The sequence below is a fragment of the Natronomonas sp. CBA1123 genome (assembly GCF_009741925.1).
GTDB lineage: Archaea > Halobacteriota > Halobacteria > Halobacteriales > Haloarculaceae > Natronomonas.
Window position 1 is genome coordinate 72,359 of sequence record NZ_WPCC01000008.1, and the last position, 20,837, is coordinate 93,195.

Annotated in this window: 19 protein-coding genes and 1 tRNA gene; 10 read left to right on the forward strand and 10 right to left on the reverse strand. The window is 64.3% G+C overall.

Annotation, left to right across the window (positions count from 1 at the left end):
• Window positions 1–140 precede the first annotated feature (140 nt).
• Together GJ631_RS06015 and GJ631_RS06020 are read right to left on the reverse strand one after the other, a co-directional pair.
• Entirely contained in the window at window positions 141–2,057 is a 1,917-nt protein-coding gene (locus GJ631_RS06015) for an ABC transporter ATP-binding protein (RefSeq protein WP_156708282.1), read from the reverse strand.
• 48 nt (window positions 2,058–2,105) lie between these two features.
• Window positions 2,106–2,858, reverse strand: a complete 753-nt coding sequence (locus tag GJ631_RS06020; RefSeq protein WP_156708283.1) for a hypothetical protein — start codon at window positions 2,856–2,858, stop codon at window positions 2,106–2,108.
• Window positions 2,859–3,093: 235 nt separating this feature from the next.
• Here GJ631_RS06020 and GJ631_RS06025 point away from each other — a divergent pair.
• Window positions 3,094–3,168, forward strand: a tRNA-Glu gene (locus GJ631_RS06025).
• Window positions 3,169–3,526: 358 nt separating this feature from the next.
• On the opposite strand, the gene GJ631_RS06030 is transcribed toward GJ631_RS06025, so the two are convergent.
• Window positions 3,527–3,772: a PRC-barrel domain containing protein gene (locus GJ631_RS06030; protein ID WP_156708284.1), complete on the reverse strand. Its 246-nt coding sequence runs from the start codon at window positions 3,770–3,772 to the stop codon at window positions 3,527–3,529.
• 441 nt (window positions 3,773–4,213) lie between these two features.
• A complete protein-coding gene (locus tag GJ631_RS06035; RefSeq protein WP_156708285.1) occupies window positions 4,214–4,969 on the reverse strand; it encodes a hypothetical protein in 756 nt (251 codons plus the stop codon).
• 186 nt (window positions 4,970–5,155) lie between these two features.
• On the opposite strand from GJ631_RS06035, the gene GJ631_RS06040 reads away from it, so the two are divergent.
• Window positions 5,156–6,409, forward strand: coding sequence for a hypothetical protein (locus tag GJ631_RS06040; RefSeq protein WP_156708286.1), 1,254 nt, complete (start codon window positions 5,156–5,158; stop codon window positions 6,407–6,409).
• On the opposite strand, the gene GJ631_RS06045 is transcribed toward GJ631_RS06040, so the two are convergent.
• Window positions 6,406–6,627: a hypothetical protein gene (locus tag GJ631_RS06045; RefSeq protein WP_156708287.1), complete on the reverse strand. Its 222-nt coding sequence runs from the start codon at window positions 6,625–6,627 to the stop codon at window positions 6,406–6,408. The genes GJ631_RS06040 and GJ631_RS06045 overlap by 4 nt on opposite strands.
• Window positions 6,628–6,711: 84 nt before the next feature.
• Between GJ631_RS06045 and GJ631_RS06050 the strand changes: the two genes are divergently transcribed.
• Window positions 6,712–6,903 (forward strand): hypothetical protein, encoded by a 192-nt coding sequence (locus GJ631_RS06050; RefSeq protein ID WP_156708288.1) that lies wholly within the window; start codon window positions 6,712–6,714, stop codon window positions 6,901–6,903.
• A gap of 187 nt (window positions 6,904–7,090) precedes the next feature.
• Window positions 7,091–7,690 carry an NAD(P)/FAD-dependent oxidoreductase gene (locus tag GJ631_RS06055; RefSeq protein ID WP_156708289.1) on the forward strand — a complete coding sequence of 200 codons (600 nt, stop codon included), beginning with the start codon at window positions 7,091–7,093 and terminating at the stop codon, window positions 7,688–7,690.
• A 478-nt stretch (window positions 7,691–8,168) separates the two neighbouring features.
• Here GJ631_RS06055 and GJ631_RS06060 read toward each other — a convergent pair whose 3' ends face one another.
• Window positions 8,169–9,746, reverse strand: coding sequence for an MATE family efflux transporter (locus GJ631_RS06060; protein ID WP_156708290.1), 1,578 nt, complete (start codon window positions 9,744–9,746; stop codon window positions 8,169–8,171).
• A gap of 180 nt (window positions 9,747–9,926) precedes the next feature.
• Here GJ631_RS06060 and GJ631_RS06065 point away from each other — a divergent pair, with 180 nt between their 5' ends.
• On the forward strand, window positions 9,927–10,274 hold the full coding sequence (locus GJ631_RS06065) for a DUF2249 domain-containing protein (RefSeq protein ID WP_197424860.1): 348 nt from the start codon (window positions 9,927–9,929) through the stop codon (window positions 10,272–10,274).
• A 14-nt stretch (window positions 10,275–10,288) separates the two neighbouring features.
• Here the strand turns inward: GJ631_RS06065 and GJ631_RS06070 are convergent, their stop codons facing one another.
• Window positions 10,289–11,653: a glycosyltransferase family 2 protein gene (locus tag GJ631_RS06070; RefSeq protein ID WP_156708292.1), complete on the reverse strand. Its 1,365-nt coding sequence runs from the start codon at window positions 11,651–11,653 to the stop codon at window positions 10,289–10,291.
• Between the two features lie 107 nt (window positions 11,654–11,760).
• Here GJ631_RS06070 and GJ631_RS06075 point away from each other — a divergent pair, with 107 nt between their 5' ends.
• On the forward strand, window positions 11,761–12,438 hold the full coding sequence (locus GJ631_RS06075; protein WP_156708300.1) for a TMEM165/GDT1 family protein: 678 nt from the start codon (window positions 11,761–11,763) through the stop codon (window positions 12,436–12,438).
• Between the two features lie 6 nt (window positions 12,439–12,444).
• Here GJ631_RS06075 and GJ631_RS06080 read toward each other — a convergent pair whose 3' ends face one another.
• Window positions 12,445–13,278, reverse strand: coding sequence for a hypothetical protein (locus GJ631_RS06080; RefSeq protein ID WP_197424862.1), 834 nt, complete (start codon window positions 13,276–13,278; stop codon window positions 12,445–12,447).
• A gap of 115 nt (window positions 13,279–13,393) precedes the next feature.
• Here GJ631_RS06080 and GJ631_RS06085 point away from each other — a divergent pair, with 115 nt between their 5' ends.
• Window positions 13,394–15,211, forward strand: coding sequence for a PAS domain S-box protein (locus GJ631_RS06085; RefSeq protein WP_197424864.1), 1,818 nt, complete (start codon window positions 13,394–13,396; stop codon window positions 15,209–15,211).
• 24 nt (window positions 15,212–15,235) lie between these two features.
• Here the strand turns inward: GJ631_RS06085 and GJ631_RS06090 are convergent, their stop codons facing one another.
• Entirely contained in the window at window positions 15,236–16,117 is an 882-nt protein-coding gene (locus GJ631_RS06090; RefSeq protein WP_156708294.1) for a 3-hydroxyacyl-CoA dehydrogenase family protein, read from the reverse strand.
• 54 nt (window positions 16,118–16,171) lie between these two features.
• Window positions 16,172–17,443: an MFS transporter gene (locus GJ631_RS06095; RefSeq protein ID WP_156708295.1), complete on the reverse strand. Its 1,272-nt coding sequence runs from the start codon at window positions 17,441–17,443 to the stop codon at window positions 16,172–16,174.
• A gap of 405 nt (window positions 17,444–17,848) precedes the next feature.
• On the opposite strand from GJ631_RS06095, the gene GJ631_RS19190 reads away from it, so the two are divergent.
• The 3 genes from GJ631_RS19190 to GJ631_RS06105 are packed head-to-tail and all read left to right on the forward strand — an operon-like array spanning window position 17,849 to window position 20,339.
• Window positions 17,849–17,971 (forward strand): hypothetical protein, encoded by a 123-nt coding sequence (locus GJ631_RS19190; protein WP_255453909.1) that lies wholly within the window; start codon window positions 17,849–17,851, stop codon window positions 17,969–17,971.
• Between the two features lie 47 nt (window positions 17,972–18,018).
• Window positions 18,019–19,110, forward strand: a complete 1,092-nt coding sequence (locus GJ631_RS06100; protein ID WP_156708296.1) for a HAMP domain-containing sensor histidine kinase — start codon at window positions 18,019–18,021, stop codon at window positions 19,108–19,110.
• Window positions 19,111–19,160: 50 nt separating this feature from the next.
• The gene (locus GJ631_RS06105; protein WP_156708297.1) at window positions 19,161–20,339 is read left to right on the forward strand and encodes an alpha-hydroxy-acid oxidizing protein; all 1,179 of its coding nucleotides are present in this window, start codon (window positions 19,161–19,163) and stop codon (window positions 20,337–20,339) included.
• Window positions 20,340–20,837 lie beyond the last annotated feature (498 nt).

The window sequence follows — 20,837 nt, forward strand, 5'->3', positions numbered from 1 at the left end:
CGGGGGCCGTTCGGCGTCGGATGCCGTCCGAGTGGTGGCCCACCCGACTCCTCTAGATGTGTGCAACACCGCCACACACATAAGTTTACCGCTGAATGTATTCAAATGGGTTTCAAATACATTTGATGGTGTAATCGGTCTTACTCGATGTCGTCGGACCACTCCTCGTCCACTATCGCCTGTCGACGGCGAGCCCGCTCGAGGAACGCACGAGGCAGATGAGCGATATCGCCGGCCTGCACCCGCCAGAGGTTCGCGTACAACCCGTCGTCTTCCAGTAGTGACTCGTGGGTTCCGTCCTCGACCAGCCGGCCGTCGTCGAAGACGAGAACCCGGTCGGCGTTGCGTACCGTCGACAGTCGGTGTGCGATGACGAACGTGGTCCGGTCTTCGGTGAACGTCCCGAGGCTCTGTTGAATCAGCGCCTCGGTCTCGGTGTCGACCGCACTCGTCGCCTCATCGAGGACGAGGATGTCCGGGTCCTTCAGCATCGTCCGGGCGATGACGAGTCGCTGGCGTTGGCCCCCAGAGAGCTTCACGCCGCGTTCGCCGACGAGCGTATCGTACCCGTTCCGAAGGTTCCGGATGAACTCGTCGGCTTGGGCCCGCTTGGCCGCCCGCTCGACGGCTTCGTCGTCGGCGTCGAAGGTGCCGTACCGAATGTTCTCACGGACGGTACCGTAGAACAAAAACGGGTCTTGGCTGACGTACCCCACAGACGACCGGAGGCTCTCGACGGTCACGTCCCGGACGTCCTGGCCATCGATGCGAATCGCGCCCTCCTCGGGGTCGTAGAGTCGCGGGAGTAGCTTCAAAAGCGTCGACTTTCCAGCACCAGTGGGTCCGACGATGCCAACGGTCGACCCACCATCGACGGCGAAGTCGACGTCGGTGAGTACCTCCCGGTCGTCGTAGGCGAAGGAAACGTCGTCGTAGGTCACGCTACCGGCAGTAATCGAAAGCGGTTCGGCATCGGCTTCGTCTCGCACCTCCGGGTCGGAGGTCATCAGCGAGTTCACCCGCGAGGCGGCCGTCTTGGCCCGTTCGTAGTCGTCGACCACGTCACCGAAGCGGAGAATCGGCCAGACGAACTGTTGGGCGTAGATGACGAACGTAACGAACGCCCCCGGGGTGAGAGTTCCCGAAAGCCCCAGCGGTGGCCCGCCCAACACCCAGAGGCCGCCGACGAGAAACGTTATCGCGAAACCGATTCCCGAAATGAGGTTCAACCCCGGAAAGTAGGTGATCTGTACGCGAACCGCGGCGAGATTCGCTTCGAGGTACCCCTCGGAGGCTTCGGTGACTCGCTCGGTTTCGTAGTCCTCTGCACCCTGCGTTTTGATGACCTCGATGCCGCTGACGTTGTTCTCCAGACGTGAGTTCAGGTCGCCGATTTCCTCGCGAACGTCGAGGTATCGTGGTTCGATGATACGCGTAAAAAGCAGCGTGAACGCGGCGAGAAACGGTATCGGGAGGAGCGTCACCGCCGCAAGTCCCGGATTGAGGCTCACGAGAATGAGGCCGATGCCGAGAACCGTTGCGATAATCCACAACGTTGCGCTCAACCCGTCTTCGAGGAACGTCTCCAGCGCGTTCACGTCGTTGTTGAGGACGCTCATCAAATCGCCCGTCCGCCGACGCGTGAAGTACGCCACGTCGAGTCGCTGAAGACTGTCGTAGGCGTCGACACGGAGGTCCCGCTGGATGCGCTGGGCGAAAACGCTCCACCCCCAGTCCTCGAACCACGAGGTGACTGCGCCGGCGAACGTCGCGACCAGCAACACTGCAATGGAGACGTACAACTGTCCGGTGGGCGTCGTCGGGAGCCATGCCGACGGAATCAGCGGCAGACCGAACGGTCGCTGTCGAAGGAAGACGGCGTCGACCGCGAGTCCGATGACGAACGCGGGAACGAGTCCGAAGATTCGGCCGAGAACCGTCGCGACGGTGCCGAGCAGGGCGTACCGACGACTGCCCCCACCGTAGACGCTGTAGAGCTTCCAAATCGGGTTCTCACGCCAGGTCCCGAGTCGGTCCTCGCTGTCGGCCCGTTCCATTCACCGTACATTTCGTCTTCGGCAGCATGACTCTGTGGGCGAGTGCCGTCACCGGAACGTCGTTCCACGAGGGAGGTAACCGGCAGGGTCGTACCGGTCGTCAACGAGCGACGCGAGGAGTCGACCCGCATCCTCGAAGGTGTATCCCGTCTCGATGTCCGTGTTCGGTTCGTACTCGGCCCACTGAGATGCCGCCCTTTCGGGGAGGTCATCGCGTCGGTCGTGGCCGTGGACGATGTGGGCGGCCGCACACAGCCTGTCGAAGGACTCGATAGGCGTGTGGAAGCCGTACTCGTAGTTCAACAGCGTGCCGTCGAGGGCAACCGACCCCAACCCGGGGACGCGCCCACCCGGCCACGCTGGGTGGTGTTCGCCTCCGGAACGATTCGATTCGTGATACGGCTCGTGGTCGACGGCATCGAAACGGAACGAGTAGTACTCCCGGCCGTCGATAGTTTGGGCTTCGACGCCCGAGGCGTACGGCAAGAGCGTGTAGAGCAGTCGCCGTTTCACCTCGTAGAGCGCCTCCTTCCGGGTTCGGTTCAGAGTCGCACCGTCGTGGTCGCCGTGCCTGTACCGCCGCTGGGCATCGTCGGCAAAGGACTTCGCCTCGGTGTTCACCCGCCGCATCGCGGCCAAGAGTTCGGTCGGCACCGTCTCGAAGTCGACCGAAATCGCGGTCGTGTCGCTACCGGTCGCTTCGGTGAGGTGCTGCTCGGCCCGCGTCTGCTTCGAGGGGCCATCGAAGAACGGCCGCGCTGTCGTCGGCGCGTCGGTACCGTCGAGCGAGAAGCTCCTCATGAGAGCGACTGACTGCCTCCGTTCGAACCGCCGGCAAGTTCGGTGATGGCTGTCCCTACTGGAATCGCGCCAATGAGCGTTTCGGACCCGAACGCCACCGCGACACCTGCTGGGCTGGACTCGATTAGTGACGAGGCCGATACCGGACCATCTAGTGAGAAACCGGCTCACGGCAGGGGTGAAACGTAACGGTTATACGTCCATCACCGATACGATTCGTTGCGTTCAGACGAACGCTCCGTTGGTGTAGTCCGGCCAATCATCTTGCCCTCTCACGGCAAGGACCAGGGTTCGAATCCCTGACGGAGCACTCTTTTGCGGAACGAAGTGACGAAGAAGGAAGCGCACAGAAGTGATTCGAATCACGGAAATCCGAGCGAAGCGAGGATTTGCACCGGGTTCGAATCCCTGACGGAGCATCCCTTTCCTTCCGCCGTCTCGTGGTTTTGGCCTGCGCCCTGGACACGTGTTCGATGCAGCGCGCAGACCAAGCACGTTCGATACGGTTTTCGACCCAGATGCTGTGACCGCGATTCAGATGGGGGCAAGGGTACTCTTTGTTGTCGCTTGGACACCCGGCAAAATCGGAACCGGCGAACTGTCTCTTACTTCTCCGGCCTGTCGGACATCAGCAAAAAATAGCGTACGCCATGATGGGGTGTTGGCGCCTACAGACCGTCCTTGAGTCGAATCTCGTCGTCAGTTACTGTGTGTATGCGGTTCTCCTCGAGGGCGTAATCATCCTGATCGGCGTCGCCCCAGCCGAGCTTCGACCGGATGGTATCCGTGATACCTGGATCCGCGTTCACGTACGCGGTACCGGATCTGACCTCGGTTACCATACCGATTTTTTCACCGTGGGCGTCGACTACCGCTTTACCTTCGTCGTCGTCGGTGACGTGTTTTCGCTCCATTGCATCTGTGGATAGCCCCCGTCTTGGTATTGTTATAAAGATTGTAGCTGGAACGGGGCGTCAGTAGACCCATGTTACAGCCGTCTGGCGGTTCGTATCCCACCGATTCGGCCACGAATTGTCGCCGTGTATCGTTGGAGAAGTCGTTTAACAGCCGTCGTTCGACCGTTTACTGTTGTTTTCGTTTTGGCCTAACACGCCTCAATCAGGGCTGTCGTAGGGGGGGTTATGGGCCAGCAGGCGTCTGGTTCGGTTGGCTTAGCGAAATCGAATTCCCTCATTTCCGACGTGTCTGATGTATCTAAAAGCGGCCGCTTTCCTGCGGTATGCTCCAGGATGAGCGAAGTAATAATACCGTAGACGACTGGTCGGGTGAACACCGCCCCTGATTCCAGGCCATCGCAAACCCCTGACGAGGTTCGAAATTGGGGCGCCGTCGGGCTACGGCGCTTCGCCCGCCGAATCCAGCTGTTCGACCAGTGATTCGAGATGGTCGATGCCGACCACGGCGACGGTGTTGCCTTCCTCGCTGAGCTCCAACAGCCGAGTGGCCATACTTTCCTCTCTGGCTGCATCTTCGAGTCGGGACGCCCGAGAGCGACTCGCGGTCCGAAACGCGTTCATGAACGAGCGTGACCGACGAACCTGCTCGCGCTCGTCGCGTGCCTGGTCTTCGGGTGCGTCCGTCCAGTCGACGTCGTGTGATACCGGCGAGTCGACTTCCAGTCGAATCGAGGTTCGGGCGCCGACGGCAGCCGCGATTCGACAGATGACCGCGTGTTTCGTCGTTTTGACGGCGTTGGAAACGACGTTTCGAACAGTCGTTAGCGATGGCCGTTCCTGAAGCAGATTCCCTCCCAACCGTCGGAAGAAGCCGCGAGTCGGCCGGTCGATGCCGACGGTACTGCGCGAGTCGGCAGCCTGTATCGCTGCACTCATCTCACCGCCGAAGACGGGCGGACATCGGTCGGTGGCCGCGTACTGTTCGAACAGCGGAATCGAAATCGGTGGCAGTTCCAGCGCCAGCACCTCGGGGTCGAGTTCCTCGACGACCTGTCGGACGCGGTACGTACTCGACGGGTGGTCGTGGACGACGCCGACGAGTGTCAGCGTTCCAGTGTCTCCTGACACGTGGCGTACGTACTCGCCAGTTACGCGTGGGTCCGAATCGACGTCGATGGCCGGTGAGGAGTCCATTAGAAGGGGACTACCGTCAGTTAGTATCTGGATATTAAAACCCTATCGAACAGTTGAACCCGCCGACGTAACGACGGTCGGTCAGTAAGTAGCACCACCTACAGCAGATTGCTCCGTGAACGACGCCACGGGTAGCGTGGCGTTCCGCTCCGAAGGTTCTTGTACGCGAGCTGTCCACCTACGCGCATGAGTACCACAGCGGCGCTGTCGGAACCGCAAGTCCTCGCCCACGCCAAACGGCGCCTGTTTCCCGACCCGGACGAAGCGAACACGTACGCGGTCACCGACACGCAGTTCGCGATGGCGGAGTGGCTCCCCGGAGAGCCGATTTCGGAGGCCGTCCGCGAACGACTCGCTCCGTTCAACCACGTCCGGTTGGGGTCGGGGTATCCGGACCTGGTCGGCGTTCGGGCTTTGGAGTCGGACCTCTTGGCGGTCGAGCGGTTCGGCGCCGACCCACCGCTCGTCGCCGTCGAGGCGAAGGGATACACCGGCGCTGGGAGTGTCGATGTCGAGACGGGCGTCTTGCAGGCGTACGACCGGCTTCACGAGGCGAATGCGGCCTACGTCGCGGCGCCGTCGGATGCCGTTTCGCAGTCGACTCGAACGCTCGCACGCGAGCTAAACGTCGGCATTCTCGGGGTCGAATCGGACGGTTCGGTCGCCCCGCTGGAACTGCCACGGGTCGTCGGCAACCGGACTGCCGACGCCGCGACGTCCATTCGTTTTCAGGCGACTGCACAGGGCGTCGCCAACAAGTCGTTCAGCCTCAACCATCCGAAGAACTATCTCGCGTATCCGCTGGCGCTGTCCCATCCGGACGACACGGAGTCGGTACTCGCCGAGAACGTGGTTCGCGACGCCGAGGGAGCACGGACCGGTGCGGCCTTCCTCGGCCTCATCGCAGAACGGCCGGAAGGCATCGATATCACGCCGCTCGGGGAGGAAGTCGTCCGGTTCGCGCTGAATCGATACGCGACGCTCGACGACGCCGTGAAAGTGTTCCGACAGTGGAAACGCTCCCAGAAACGGTTCTGTGTGATTGCTCCCGAGTGGGGATTGCTCACCAGACGAGTGGTGTGGTCCTATCCGGCGACCCAACTCCTCGTCGAGGAGCTACAGACGATGTACGACGACGGACTCTCGGACCCCTCGCTGGTCGACGTGGTCGAATGGTTACACGTCCACCATCCCAGTTTCGCCGTCGAGTTGTTCATCCGCGGCACCACGGCCGTTCGCGGTCGTGTACTCGACGGCGACGGCGTACTTCGACGGAACGCACTCGAGGACGGAGACGTCTATCACTCGCCGACCGTCTATCAGCTGAAGGCGATGCTGTTTCATGCGGGCATCCTCGCCGAGCGGGGGAGCGAACCGCACCGACTCTCCCCGGAGTCGGACTCGTGGCGGCTCCGGACTCCCGTCGCAGCGAACCGTTAACGACGTCCGAGCTGTTCGAGCGCTTTCTGAAACTGCTCGTCGCCGCGGACGGCGTGGGTACCGAGGTCCCCGATTGCGGCAAGGACACCGGCCGCAACAGCGACACCAACGGGTCCCCACCCGAGGACGACGCCGACGGCGCCACCGAGGAGTCCGGCGACGACACCGACGACTGCGGACTGCTCGGGGGTGTCACAGAACGGAACCGTAGGTCCCATAGCCGCGAGTGCGTCCTCCGTCAATATCGGTCTTCCGTCGGACACCACCAACTAAGACGCCGAGGGCCCTCCCTCCGAGTGACCATGTCCGATTTCGACTTCGAGGACCTCCTCGAGGGGAGCGGCGGCGCGAAGATGAAGACCGAACTACCCGGCGTCGAGGTTACGACCCAACTCCCCGACGGGGACGCCGACGAACTCGAAGCGCTCCACCGAGCGCAGTTGACGTTCGCGCTGGAACACGCCGAGGAGGCCAAAGAAGCCTCCCGGATGTAGACCGAGGCGCCCATCTCGGGCGCGGCGGCTTCTGGTCGCCCTCGTCTTTCGTCGGCACGTGACTCGAGGGTTACCTGATTGCACGGGGTGCCCTGCTGGTTTTTTGTTGCTACGGGGCGGAGATATCGGACGGTATCGGGCGTCGGTGGCGCGTGGCGTTCCACTCGACGCTCGGCCGGAGATTATCATGACTGAATCAGGAGACTCTGACGTAATCGTCGTCGGCGGCGGTCCCGCCGGACTGAGCGCGGGGCTGTTCGCCAGCAAGAACGGGCTGGAAACGACGCTGTTCGACGCCGACGGAACGTGGATGCACAAGGCGCACCTGTTCAACTACCTCGGTGTCGGCTCCGTCGGCGGCAGCGAGTTCATCGCCACCGCCCGCCAGCAGGTCGACGACTTCGGTGTCGACCGCCGGCAGGGCGAGGAAGTGACGGACATCGAGTCGACCGATGACGGCTTCGTCGTCGAGACCGACGACGGGAGCTACGACGCTCGCTACGTCGTCCTCGCGACGGGCGCCAACCGCGACCTGGCGGAGTCGCTGGGCTGTGACTTCGACGGCGACGTGGTCGAGGTCGGCGTCGATATGGAGACGAGCGTCGGGAACGCCTACGCGACCGGTGCGATGGTCCGCCCCGAGGAGTGGCAGGCCGCTATCTCCGTCGGCGATGGCGCCGCCGCCGCACTGAACATCCTCTCGAAGGAACGCGACGAACACTTCCACGACTTCGATACGCCTGCCGACGCGGAGGCCGTCTTCGGCGACCTCGTCGACGACGAATAACCGGAACGACCGATTTTGTAGCTGCCATACGCTTTCGTTGGCTCTCCGATGGGGGCCAACCGTCGTGGGGGCTAGTCCGACCTCGATTATTTGGGTGCATACAATCACCGTGAGTATGCGCTGCATAAATTTTATATTACTACAGAACATATATTCGCGTGTGAAGTCCCGTACGACGGCGCATCGCGGGTCGTCACTGTCCGGGACCGAACGCGGTATCGGGTCGTAATCGCACGCGTCGACGGCGACCGTCACCGCGTGTCGACGTGATAGGGTTGGGAACGGCACGGAAACGCGGCCACAGCGCCGCGTGGGGCCACCCGACAGTCACGGACGAACCACCGCCGCCAGTTCTGGCTGTCGGGCTACGGAGCGAGACGGCGTCCCTCGTCCGGGGGGTTCGGGGGTGCACCCGCCGTCTCGGTCGCCGGGGGTGCCGTACGAGACAGACGTATTCTTTGAGGAGTTTCAGCAGGGATTAGTCGTCGACCGGCGGTTCCGGGTCCGGCGATTCGGATGGTTCGGCGGGTGGCCCGCCCCGTTCGGTGAGGTCCGCATCGCGCCACCCGCCCCGGATATACCAGCCGAAGGCGATGGCTGCCCCCGCGACGTTCGAGACGGCGAACGCCACCCAGATTCCCTCGTAGCCCATCGAGAAGGTAGCGATGGCACCGAACAGCGCTCCGATGGGGTCGCCGACGGCCGCCGGCAGCGTCGAGACCACGACATCGAGCAGCGTTCCCTCGTAGGTCAGTCGTTGGGAGGCCAGCGCGGCGACGGGCAACCGGATGACACCGAGCATGCCGATGGAGACGACGGCGGCGGTCAGGGTTCGTCCGGCCCCGCGGAACCCACCTTTGTAGGAGTGGAAGATGCCGGTGAAGCCGAACGTCGGCGCGACGTACCGGAGGAACAGCCGGCCGACCTCGACGACCTCGGGGTCGTCGGAGAACACCGCGACGATGTTGCCGGCGCCGAGCCACGTCAACACGCCGACGCCCGCGAGGACGACGAACATCGACCGCGCCGCGAAGTGCGACGCCGATGCCGCCCTGTCTTCCTCTTTTGCGCCGATGTTCTGTCCGACCATCGTCTCGACGCCACGACCGACGGCGATGGCGGGCAGGAAGATGACCGAGAACATCCGGACGCCGACGCCGTATGCGGCCACGACCACCGTCGGGAACGTCCCGACGATGACCAACATCAGGTTGACCGCGATGGCGTTCCCAGTTCCCTCGACGGACGCCGGAACCCCGATTCGGAGGAGCTTTTTGAAGTAGCCGAAGTCCGGAGCCATCTGAGACAGATGTATTTCGACGCCTCGCGTGCCGCGGAACATGATACTCATTCCGATGACCGTCGCCATCGCCCGGGAGAACACGGTGGCGTAGGCGGCGCCGACGACGCCCAACTCCGGAAACACCCACCACCCGAAGATGAGAAACGGGTCGAGGATGAGGTTGACGACCACCGTCACCAGCATGACGAGCATCGGGGTGATGGTGTCGCCGTATCCTCGCATTAGCGACATGAACACGAAGAAGGCGAACATGAACACCATCCCCAACGAGATGATTTCGAGGTACGCCGTCGCCCCCGGTAGCACCTCCTCGGAGGCTCCGAGCAACTCGAGGATGTCGCCGACGGCGAAGTAGCCGAACCCGCCCAGCAGCACCGACGCGATGATGGCGAACGTCACCGTCTGGGAGGCCGCGAACTCCGCTTGGGCCTCCTCGCCAGCGCCGGTGTTTTGCGCGACCAGAATGCTCCCTGCGATGGAGATGCCCAGTCCCAGCGAGATGAGGAAGAACACGACGGGGAACGCGAAGCTAATCGCCGCCAGCGCCTCCGTGCTGTAGCGGCCCAGCCAGATGGTGTCGACGAGGTTGTACGCCGTCTGCAGCAGGTTCGTGATGACGATGGGCAAGGAGAGATAGAACAGCGGCTTCCCGATGCTCCCCGAGGTGAGGTCGAACTCCTCGCGGCTCTTGAACACCATCCCGACCCGGCGGCGAATCGCCGATATCAGTCGGTCAAGCCGAGAGTCGTCCATCAGGACCCCACCCGTCGGTCATCGTGCAGTTCGGCGGTGGAGGCTCCGCACATTTCCAACCGTATCTAGCTGACCGTTCAGTCAAAAGGGTTGTGAACTGATTGAATAGTCAGTCAACCACGTCCCAGCAGTTGGGACAAAGCGACTTCCCCTATGTGTGTCGAGGGCAATTCTCCGTGTATGCAAGCACTCACTCCGCGGACGGAAACTGAGGCGGAGTCGGACTCGAACTCGGCGACCACCTCGGAACAGGGTATCGAGGCGTCACATGTCGTCGATTTGCGGGAACGAGAGGGCCGGCCGACCGAGGCAGTTCTCGACGCCCTCGAAGACCGCTCGGAAGGCGAGGACCTCCTCGTTCTCGCGGCCGCGGCGCCGATTCCGCTGTACGACCGACTCGACGAGCGCGGGTGGTCCTACGAGGCGGTCCGCTCCGAGGCCGACGAGTGGCGTATCCGTATTACTGCCGACGCTGAAGAGCGGTCCGGCGAGCGACTCCGCCGACCGCGGCGGCAGGGACACGAATAGTTCCGGCGAGGAAATCAGTCGTCGGACGGCACTTCGCTTCGCGTCGTCGTGACGTAGACGCTCGGCTTGTGGATGACGAACTCCTCGATGAACGCGGTGACGAACACCGCGGTCTGGAAGACGAGATAGAACCACAGCGTGACCGCTGCGAGGTACTCCCGGGGCTGATGAGAGAGTCCCTCCCGGTAATCCTGAAAGAACACGATGGCGGCGACGACCATCGGCGAGATACCGATGAGCGTCCACAACTGCGCCGAGTAGGGGACGTACGTCGCCGTCTCGACGCTCGGAACCCACCCCATGAGGAACAGCGGCAGGCCGATGACGATGAACGCCGGCAGAATCGCGTACGCAAGCGTGTATATCGAATCGGCCTTGACCCGCACCGACACGTTCTGATTCCGCGGGAGTTGCAGCAGATACCGAGCGGCGACTTGCATCCAGCCGCGGGCCCACCGTTTGCGTTGGCTCCACCACGCGTCCAGCGTCGGCGGGTTCTCCTCGAAGGTGATGATGCTCGGGTCCATCACGAGTCGTTTCCCGGCGGCGTGAATCTTCGAGGACATGTCGATGTCCTCGGTGAGCATGTCCTCGTCGAAGTCACCCAGTTCGTCGAACACCTCGCGGCGGAAGAACGCCTGCCCGCCGCCGAAGATGGTGTAGCCGCCGATGACCTCGCGGGCAAAGAGGTCAGCCTTCTCGGCGATGTGGCGCTCGACCGTCGCGTGCAAAGCGAGAATCGAATCGTCGGGATTCGTCCCGTAACAACGGCCCTTGATACACCAGATGTCGTCGTCGGAATCGAACCACGCGATCGCCCGGCGCAGGGCGTCGGGCTTGTAGCAGTGGTCGGCGTCTATCATCGCGATGATGTCGTGGCTGGCGTACTGCAGCGCGTAGTTCATCGCCTTGGCCTTCCCACCGCCCGGTTCGTCCCGCTCGACGGCTTTGAAACGCGGGTCGTCGGCCGCGGCGTCCCGACAGATTTCGGCGGTCCGGTCGACGGAGTCGGCCTCGTAACAGAGAACGACCTCCAGTTTCTCGGCCGGGTAGTCGAGGTTCTTCGCGGCCTCGATGGTGTCGGGCAGGACCGGTTCCTCGTTGTACGCCGGGATGACGATGCTGACTGCAGGGAGGTCCTCATCGGAGCGCGTCAACTCGGGTGTGTTGGCGCCGCGAAACGACAACAGCGCCGAGAGGAACGTCCGCCCGACGAGTCCGAGAAGCCCCACCAGCAACAGGGTGTTGAGGAACCGCGGATACTCGCTGTAGACGAGCGTCGGGGCGAGGACGACGGCGACCAGCGCTGCCGTGATGGCCGTGTACAGCGCCGCCCGTCGGAGGGAAAACCCCGTATCGTCTACCGTCTTGACTTCCATAAGACCCGTTTCTCAGGATATGAGTTAAATACTGCTGAACAGTCAACGGCGCCATTCGTGCTTCGCTCTCGATGTTTTCATACGCTCCCCTCTCGAAGCGTCCAGTGATGGCTGGGTGGATGGAGGTAGTCACGACGGCGTTTTTGCTTCAGTTGCTGGCGCTACCCGGCGAGAAAGGCCAGTTCGTCATCGCGGGGCTTTCGACGCGGTACAACCCCTACTGGGTCGTCGCCGGAGCAGCCACCGCCTTCGGCGGTTGGACCGTCGTCGAGATACTGCTCGGCGAGGCGCTGAAGAACGCACTTCCGGAGGCGTACCTCGACGCCATCACCGCCGGACTGTTCGTCGCCTTCGCGGGGTTGATTCTCTACTCGCTGCACCGCGGGAACGACGGCGCCGATACGACGAACCGGGGGCGGCCTCGTTCTAACGGCGGCGACGCCGAGGGTCACGACGGAGCGGAGGCCCCGGATGACGAAGGCGTCTTCGAGCAGGCCGGTGGCTACCTCACGGCGTTTTCGGTGATGGGGGTCGCGGAGTTCGGCGACAAGACCCAACTCGTCACCATCAGCCTCGCCGTCCAGTACGGCGCCCACCCCGGCATCTGGGTCGGCGAGATGCTCGCAATCATTCCCGTGAGTCTGCTCACGGCACTCGTCTTCCACCGGGGAAGTCGGCGCTTCGACAGCGGCTGGTTTCACTACGCTGCCGTCGTCGTCTTCCTGCTGTTCGCCGCCGACATCGTCTCCGGCTACGTCTTCGGGTTCTCGGTGCTTCCCATCTGAGATGGATTACTCCGAGAGCCACGCTTGCGCCCGTTCGGCGACGGCCGAGCGGAACGCACCCATCTCGACGGTCGATTCGGGGTGCAACAGCCGGTCGTGAACACCCCGGAGAATCGACTCGACGGTTCGCTCGAGGAGGACATCGACGGTTACCGGCCGCCCATTCGCCTTCAGTGCGGTCGCGACCCGGTCGAACCGACGGTCCGTCGCGTAGCGCTCGGCCGCCTCCTCGGCCGACATCGACAGCGGCTCGGGCTCGACGTCCAACTCGATGTCCGGATTCGACACTACCGCTCGGTTGCCGGTCTTGTCACGGACCAGTAGCCCTGCGGCGGGGCCGTCGTAGTACGCGGAGTCCGGAATCGACACCGTCTCCGGGTCGAAATCGAGTGCTCTGACTTCCTTCTCGAAGGTGTTGACCGACTCCAGACCGAGCCGTTCGTACACCCCCTCGACGGCGTCCGGTGTCAGATAGCGGTCCCTGTCGGCGTCGAAGACGTCGACGCCCAGCACCGACGGCGTCCGATGCCAGTCGTAGTCGACCGCCTGGTGATGCATCGCGACGCCGAGAAACGTCACCGACGCCACGTCGTCGACGGCGCGCTGAAGCGCCTCGCGGTCAAGGCTTGCCCGGACGTGCCGAACGGCGTGCTCGTAAGGGAGGGGGACATCGCCGTCGCCGAAGCGTCGCTGACCATCGCCAACCTCGATAACACCGCTCGACAGGAGCCGAAACCGAAACGGCGCGCCGTCGAGCAGTTCCTGTATCCAGAGGTGGCCGCCGTCGAGGAGTGCCTCGGGTGCGTCGCCGATTGCCGGCGTCGAGGGATGCGGCTTCACTGTCGGTCACTCTGCCGGCCGGCGTCTTGAGTTGTGGGGTCGCCTCCACATCTCGAACTTCCGCTGTCGATTTCGTCCCGTTTTTTATATGTATGAGGTGGCAAGCAGTACCAGCGTGTCTCAGACGGTTCTGTGTGTGGGTGGGGAGGAATCGATTCGAGGGGGGTGTTCGTCGCTCGGAGATGGGTTCTCCGCTCGGGTGCTCACCGAGCCGTCGCTGTCGGCGGCTCGCGGGACGCTTCGAGAGAAGCCGGTCGACTGTGTGGTGTGTGGAACGCCGCCCGCCGACGGCGACGGAATGGCGGCCGTCTCCGAGATACGGGCCGAGGCCCCCGACGTTCCGATAGTGTTGGCTCCGGCCGACGGAAGCGAAGGGCTCGCAGTTAGAGCGCTTCGCACCGAGGGCGTCGAGTACGTTCCCTCGGATGCCGACGACCGGGTCGAACGGCTCTTCGACGCCGTCGAGCGAGTGCTCACCGAGCAAGCGGCCGGAAGCGCGGACATCCGACTCCGGAGTTTCAAACGCGCCGTCGAACAGGCCGGCCACTCCATCTACATCACCGACCCCGACGGGACGATACGGTACGTCAACCCCGCTTTCGAGGCGACGACGGGGTACAGCGCTGCGGAGGCGCTGGGTGCTCGGCCGGCGATACTGAAGTCCGGTGAACACGACGACGCGTTCTACGAGAACCTCTGGGAGACGATTCTGGGCGGCGACGTTTGGCAGAGCGAAATCGTCAACGAGCGCAAGGACGGCAGTCGCTACGTCGTCAATCAGACCATCGCCCCGATTCACGTCGACGGCGAAATCGTCCGCTTCGTCGCAGTCAACGCCGACATCACCGACCGGCGGGCGTGGCGCCGCCGACTCCGAGCGCTCCACGATGCGACCCGTGAGTGGCTCGAACTCACTTCGCCGGACGACATCTCCGACCGCGCGCGTGACCAACTCGACGAACTGCTCGATGCCGAACTCGTCTCCGTGTACTGTACGACCGACGACGAGGGGACACTCGTTCCGGCCGCGAAAACCGTCCGCGGGGCCTTCGAGGGGTTCGAACCACTCGCCATCGAGTCGCCCGAAGACCGCCGGTGGGTCTCCTTCGAGGGCGGCGACCCACAACACCGCTCCGGCGTCGCCCACCCGGCCACGAGCGACGCCGTCGAGGAGTTGCTCCTTCCGGTCGGGGACTACGGACTGATACACGTTGCGACGACGGCGTCGTTCGACGACACCGACGTGGGTATCGCACGCGTGTTCGCGGCGAACCTGGAGACCGTCATCGACCGCATCGAGAACTACCGCGCACTCGAACGGAAGAACGAACGGCTCAATGAGTTCGCCGGCGTGGTCTCTCACGACCTCCGGAACCCGCTTTCGGTCGCGCTCGGCTACCTCGACATCCTCGAAGAGCGCATCGGCGAGGACGACGATTTGGCGGAAGTTCGTCGCTCGCTGACCCACATGGACCGCATCATCGACGACGTACTCTGGTTGGCCTCGGAGGGACGTGAGGTCGGCGAGTTGAGCTCGGTCTCGCTGCGGCGCATCGCCGAGGAGTCGTGGGCGCTCGTCGACACCGCCGAAGCGACGCTTCGCGTCGAGTCGGACCTCCGGTTCGAGGCCGACGCCGACCGACTCCACCAACTGCTCGAGAACGCCTTCGCGAACGCGGTCACCCACGGCGGGTCGGACGTGACGGTGACCGTGGGCGCGCTCGACGACGAAACGGGGTTCTACGTCGCCGACGATGGGGCAGGCATCCCCCCGGAGAAGCGCGAGGCGGTGCTCGACCCCGGGTACACGACGAAGGAAGACGGGACTGGGTTCGGTCTCGCCATCATCCAGCGGGTCGCCGAGGGCCACGGCTGGTCGCTCGATATCGGCGAAAGCGAGGCCGGCGGCGCGCGACTCACCGTTCGGCTGTGAGGGTCGTACTCCGGAGACTCGCTGTCAGTTCTCTGTGTCGCCGCTGACGCCGACCGCTTCGCCGTCCTCCCAGACGTAGAACCCTTCACCGGACTTCTTGCCGAGTTTCCCGGCTCGGACTTTCTTTTTGAGCAGTTGCGGCGGACGGAACCGCTCGCCCAACTCTTCGCGGAGGTACTCGGCGATGTCGAGTCGCACGTCCAACCCGACGAGGTCGGTGAGTTTCAGCGGTCCCATCGGGTGGCTGTACCCCTCCTCCATCGCGGTGTCGATGTCCTCGACGCTCGCGACGCCGCTTTCGACCATCCGAATCGCTTCGAGGCTGAGTGCCACACCGAGTCGAGAGGAGGCGAACCCGGCGCTGTCTCGAACCACGACGGCCTCCTTGCCCACTCCCTCGACGTAGTCGACGGCGACGGATTCGGTCGCCGAACTGGTCTGTTCGGCGACGACGATTTCGACGAGGTCCATTATGTGCGGTGGGTTGAAGAAGTGGAGTCCGACCGCACGCTCGGGCGAGTCGAGGCAACTCGCCAACTCGGTGACCGACAGCGACGACGTGTTCGACCCGAGAACGGCATCCTCGGGTGCGGCCGCCTCGACGTCACCGAAGACGTTCTTTTTGAGGTCCATGTCTTCAGGGACGGCCTCGACGACGAGGTCGGCGGCCTCGACGGCCGACGCGAGGTCGGTGTCACCGGAGATACGCTCGAGCGTCTCTTCGCGCTCGCTTTCGGTTACTTTTCCGCGCTCGACCCCGCCGTCGAGGTTGGATTCGATGCCGTCGAGGCCGGCGGCGACCCGCTCGTCGTCGACGTCGTTCAACACCACGTCGTGGCCGGCCATCGCCGACACCTGTGCGATGCCGTGTCCCATGCTCCCTGCGCCGATGACGGTGACGTTCATGCTCGAAGGCGGGAGTGCTATCCCCGATAAACTTCCGTTCTCCGACGCGCCGTTTCAATCGGAGTCGGCGACACGGGCGGTGTCACTCGCCGGCGACCACAATAGGGGAAGCGAGACGACCAGCAGACACGCCGCCACGAGGCCGGCACAGAACAGATACGTCGCTCGGTAGCCGGCGGTTTCGACGGCCGGAATCGCTACCAGTGGGCCGAGACTGAGCCCCACGTCGCCCATCGTGTTGTAGACGCCGCCGAGTCGGCCCAACTCGTCGCCGGGCGTCACGTCACCCAGAATCGTCAACAGCGCCGGGGCGCCGGCACCGACCCCCGCACCGGCCAACAGGATGCCGACGACCAACGCGGGCAGGGCTGGAACGAGGGCGATGAGGCCGAACCCGACGACCAAGGCGAGAAACGACGGCACGGTCAACAGCGCGCGGTTGCCGAGTTCGTCGGAGCGCTGTCCGGCCCACAGCGTCACGCCACCGGTGACGAGGACGCCGCCGCCCATGACGACGCCGGCGACGCCGGCTGCCTCCAGCGGCCCGATTTCGAAAGCGAACGCCTCGGCGTACTTCGCGAGCGTCGTCAACAGGACGCCGCCCCACAGCAACTGCAGCGTGAAGTTCCCGACCCCGATGGGCAAGACGACGGGCCGACGGCGCAGGAGCGCGGGCACGTCACGGAGTCCGCCGCCGGAATCGTGGTCCGGCGTCACGTCGGGGAGGACGGCCGCAGCGACGACGCCCGCGACCAGCGCACAGGCGCCGGCGACGAGGAACGCCTCCTGGATACCGACGAGGTCGGTCATGACGCCGCCGACGACCAGTCCCGTGGGAAAGCCAAGCGACTGGCCGCCGCGGACGTAGCCAATCCACTTCCCGCGGTTGTCGGCCGTCGTGACGTGGGTGACGACGGCGAAGGCGCCGATGAAGACGAACGCCGACCCGACTCCCCACATCGTCCGCGCGAGGACGAACACGACGCCGGGGGCCGACACCTCTCCGAGCACCGGAAGCGAGGCGACGGTAACCGGCGGCGTGTGCAGGCCGACGACGTAGCCGAACGGGGCGAGCGCCTGCGTGAACAACCCGACTATCATCGGCGTGCGCGCGCCGACGCGGTCGATGATGCTACCCGCGGGCGTGTTCATCACGAGGCGAGCGATGCGGTTGGCCGCGAGGACGAGTCCCAACATGACCGCCGTGATGCCGAGGAGGTCATCGAGCAGCGGCAGCGTCGGGAAGGCGACACCGGTGGCGATACCGCCGAAGAACACGCCGCCGACGACGGCCAGCGAAACCGCCCGCACGTCGTACTCGCCCATTCAGCGTCGCTCTGCGGCGCCCGGTCGCCACACTTCGGTGGGGGCCACCGCCGACACGACTGTTGAACTGTTCGCTGGATTCATATCGGTACACTGCCTCCCCGGGGTCATGGACTGTTCGGTGTGCGGCGCCGACAGCGAACTCCTCTACGAGTGTGAGCGATGCGGCCAGCGACTCTGTGCGACACACCTCGGCCATAGGTATCACGACTGTACTCGCCGCCAGCCGGCCGACCGCCCCCCGGAAGAGCGCACGGGGGAGCCGCTCGTCGACCGGCCCGATGCCCAACTGTACCCCGAGCGGTCGGTGCCGTCCGTCGAACCGCCCTCGCCCCCGGCGACATCGAACGCCCGGGCTACGAACCGAAGCGAACACACCCGGGGTCGTCCGAACCGGCGGCGACGGTGGGCGAGTGGCTCCGCCGACAGACGTACCTCTCGCTGACCGTGAAAGTCGGTCTCCTCGCGGCCGGTCTGAACACGCTCGCGTTCGCGCTCATCGGGGCGGCACTGACGCTGCCGGCGTAGCGTCATGTCGTATCTTTTAACTCAGTTGGTTATAATTGTGGCCTAAGATGGGTGGCTACTTCGGTGACCGAATTGACGGGTCCGAACTCGTCGCCGCACTGGGACTCGTTTTTGTCGTCGCCGGTGTGACTCTGTGGTCGCAATCGGTGTTACCGAACACGCCATCGATAAGTACGGTGCTGTACGAACTCGTCGTTCACGTCCTCTTCGGTGGAATCGTTCTCGTTCTCGGCGTCCACATCGAGCGGAGCGAACTCTCCTCCGACGAACGGTTCACCGTCATGGTCTGGTGTTTCTCCGGCTTTCTGTTCTTCTTCGCGCTCGCCGTCTGGTCGGACCTCGGCTCGCTGCTCGCCGGTGAGTTCACCGCCGCCTTCGCGAGTCAGGTCGTCACGTACGGCAGCATGGGCGGTGCCTTCGGCGTCATCGCCGGCGTCAACCACGGCCGCTCCGAGCGGAACCGCCGCCTCGCCGAGCGCAACGAGGACCAACGAGAGACGCTGGTGTTGCTCACGCGACTCCTCCGACACGACATCCGCAACGACATGATGGCCATCAACGGTCACGCCGACATCGTCGCCGACCACGTCGACCCCGAAGGGGAATCCTCGCTGGAGGTCATCCAGCGGCGAAGCGACGCTATCGTCCGTCTGCTCCGGGACACTGACGCCCTCGTCGAGACCCTCGGCGCCGACCGGGAGTTCGAGCGAGTCGACCTCTCGACGGTGCTCGACGACGAACTCACGAGCATCGAAGACAGCTACCCCGAGGTCGACATCGACACCGACGTGCCCGACGGGCTGTGGGTCGTCGCGGATGGGCTTGTCCATCAGCTGTTCTCGAACCTGCTCGGCAACGCGGTCGCTCACAACGACCCCGAATCGTTGACCGTCCGCGTCGAGGCCGAACGGAACGGGAGCACCGTCGAAACCGTCGTCGCCGACAACGGCGTGGGTATCCCCGACGAGTACCGCGAGGAGTTCTTCGAGTTGGGCGAGCAGGGCGAGGGAAGCGACGGCGACGGCCTCGGGCTGTATCTCGTTTCCCGGCTCGCGGACGTCTACGGCGGTGAAGTGACCCTCGACGAGTCGCCCGAGGGCGGTGCCCGGTTCCACGTCGAACTTCCGGCGGCCGACTGAGTGGAACCCGGCGGCCAAACTATATTTCAGTCGGCTTCTACGGTCGGCCCATGAGCGAGTCAAATCGCGGCTCGGACAGACAGGTCGAGATTTTCATGGAGGGGATGGCGGGCGTCACTCCGGACGTTCCACCCTCCTTCGAGGAACTGGAGGAGGCCGCCCTCGCGGCCATGGACGAGAAGGCCTACGGCTACGTCGCCGGCGGCGCGGGTGGCGAACGAACCATCGGCCACAACCGCGATGCCTTCGCGAAGTGGCGGCTGTGGCCCCGAATGCTTCGGGATTACTCCGAGCGGGACCTCTCGACGGAACTGTTCGGAACCGAACTGTCCGTGCCGGCGTTGCTCGCGCCCATCGGCGTCCAGTCTATCATCCACGAGGAGGGCGAACTCGGGGTGGCCCGCGCCGCGGCCGACCTCGACGTGCCGATGGTCGTCTCCTCGGCGGCCTCCCACACGATGGAGGAAATCGCCGAAGAACTGGGCGACACGCCCGGCTGGTTCCAACTGTACTGGTCGTCGAACGACGACGTGGCCAGGAGTTTCGTCTCGCGTGCCGAGGCGGCGGGCTACGAGGCGCTCGTCGTCACGCTGGACAACAACATCCTCGGGTGGCGCGAACGCGACATCCGCGACGGCTATCTCCCCTTCCTCGACGGCGAGGGCGTCGCCAACTACTTCAGCGACGAGGCGTTCCGCGATTTGCTTGACGCCCCGCCGGAAGAGGCCGAACTGAGTGCGATTCGGACGTTCATCGACATCTTCGGCGACCCGTCACTGACGTTCGACGACCTCGAGTGGCTCTGTGAGTACGCCGATATTCCCGTCGTTGTCAAGGGAGTGCTGCACCCCGACGACGCACGGGAGTGCATCGAACGCGGCGCCGAGGGCGTCATCGTCTCGAATCACGGCGGGCGACAGGTCGATAACGCGGTTACCGCCCTCGACGTGTTGCCGCGCATCGTCTCGGCGCTCGACGACGACGTGCCCGTCCTCTTCGATTCGGGCATCCGACGCGGCTCGGATGCGCTTGTCGCCCTCGCACTCGGGGCTGACGCCGTCGGATTCGGCCGCCCCTACGCCTACGGCCTCGCCATCGACGGCGAGAACGGCGTCGAATCGGTCGTGAAGAACTTCCTCGCCGACCTCGATTTGACGCTCGGCCTCATCGGCTACGACGACGTCGACGACGTCGACCGCGAGGCCGTCGTCCGAGCGAACGAACTGTGACGACACCGGACTGAACACGCCATCGAATAACTCCCCTGTAGGTCATCGTACGAGACTGTACTCGTGCTATACGGGTGTCTGTGGTACACACAGCCACACAATTATTAATACCCATCCGATAGCTTGCTTTTCGTACACGGAGAGCAATCATGACCACCCTCACTCACACTCCGCTGTATGCGGCCGCTTACGCCAAGCGGCGCGCCGCGAGTGTGAGCGGGTGGAACGCTCCGCTCGCATTCGGGATTCGCGCCGCATAACGAGCCTCCCCGGTTCGGCGGCGCGGCGGACTTCTCTCGACGCTACCTCCGGAGAGGTCCGTTCTCTCGGGTGCGAACCCGTCTTCTGCGCCGTCTTCGACCGGGAGCCACGGGGCCGTTCGTCGGCTCCGGGCCGGCTCGTCGCCGAATCGCGTAGTGGCGACGCTCCCCCGTTAGCCACGGCTGTGCCGTCCGCTGCCGACCGCGGCGGGCCTGCGGGTTCGACTCCCGCCGGGGG

Bases quoted from the DNA above. Each gene is read 5' to 3' on its own strand.
- GJ631_RS06015 (WP_156708282.1), bottom strand. From the start codon at position 2,057: ATGGAACGGGCCGACAGCGAGGACCGACTCGGGACCTGGCGTGAGAAC.
- GJ631_RS06020 (WP_156708283.1), bottom strand. From the start codon at position 2,858: ATGAGGAGCTTCTCGCTCGACGGTACCGACGCGCCGACGACAGCGCGG.
- GJ631_RS06030 (WP_156708284.1), bottom strand. From the start codon at position 3,772: ATGGAGCGAAAACACGTCACCGACGACGACGAAGGTAAAGCGGTAGTC.
- GJ631_RS06035 (WP_156708285.1), bottom strand. From the start codon at position 4,969: ATGGACTCCTCACCGGCCATCGACGTCGATTCGGACCCACGCGTAACT.
- GJ631_RS06040 (WP_156708286.1), top strand. From the start codon at position 5,156: ATGAGTACCACAGCGGCGCTGTCGGAACCGCAAGTCCTCGCCCACGCC.
- GJ631_RS06045 (WP_156708287.1), bottom strand. From the start codon at position 6,627: ATGGGACCTACGGTTCCGTTCTGTGACACCCCCGAGCAGTCCGCAGTC.
- GJ631_RS06050 (WP_156708288.1), top strand. From the start codon at position 6,712: ATGTCCGATTTCGACTTCGAGGACCTCCTCGAGGGGAGCGGCGGCGCG.
- GJ631_RS06055 (WP_156708289.1), top strand. From the start codon at position 7,091: ATGACTGAATCAGGAGACTCTGACGTAATCGTCGTCGGCGGCGGTCCC.
- GJ631_RS06060 (WP_156708290.1), bottom strand. From the start codon at position 9,746: ATGGACGACTCTCGGCTTGACCGACTGATATCGGCGATTCGCCGCCGG.
- GJ631_RS06065 (WP_197424860.1), top strand. From the start codon at position 9,927: ATGCAAGCACTCACTCCGCGGACGGAAACTGAGGCGGAGTCGGACTCG.
- GJ631_RS06070 (WP_156708292.1), bottom strand. From the start codon at position 11,653: ATGGAAGTCAAGACGGTAGACGATACGGGGTTTTCCCTCCGACGGGCG.
- GJ631_RS06075 (WP_156708300.1), top strand. From the start codon at position 11,761: ATGGCTGGGTGGATGGAGGTAGTCACGACGGCGTTTTTGCTTCAGTTG.
- GJ631_RS06090 (WP_156708294.1), bottom strand. From the start codon at position 16,117: ATGAACGTCACCGTCATCGGCGCAGGGAGCATGGGACACGGCATCGCA.
- GJ631_RS06095 (WP_156708295.1), bottom strand. From the start codon at position 17,443: ATGGGCGAGTACGACGTGCGGGCGGTTTCGCTGGCCGTCGTCGGCGGC.
- GJ631_RS06100 (WP_156708296.1), top strand. From the start codon at position 18,019: ATGGGTGGCTACTTCGGTGACCGAATTGACGGGTCCGAACTCGTCGCC.
- GJ631_RS06105 (WP_156708297.1), top strand. From the start codon at position 19,161: ATGAGCGAGTCAAATCGCGGCTCGGACAGACAGGTCGAGATTTTCATG.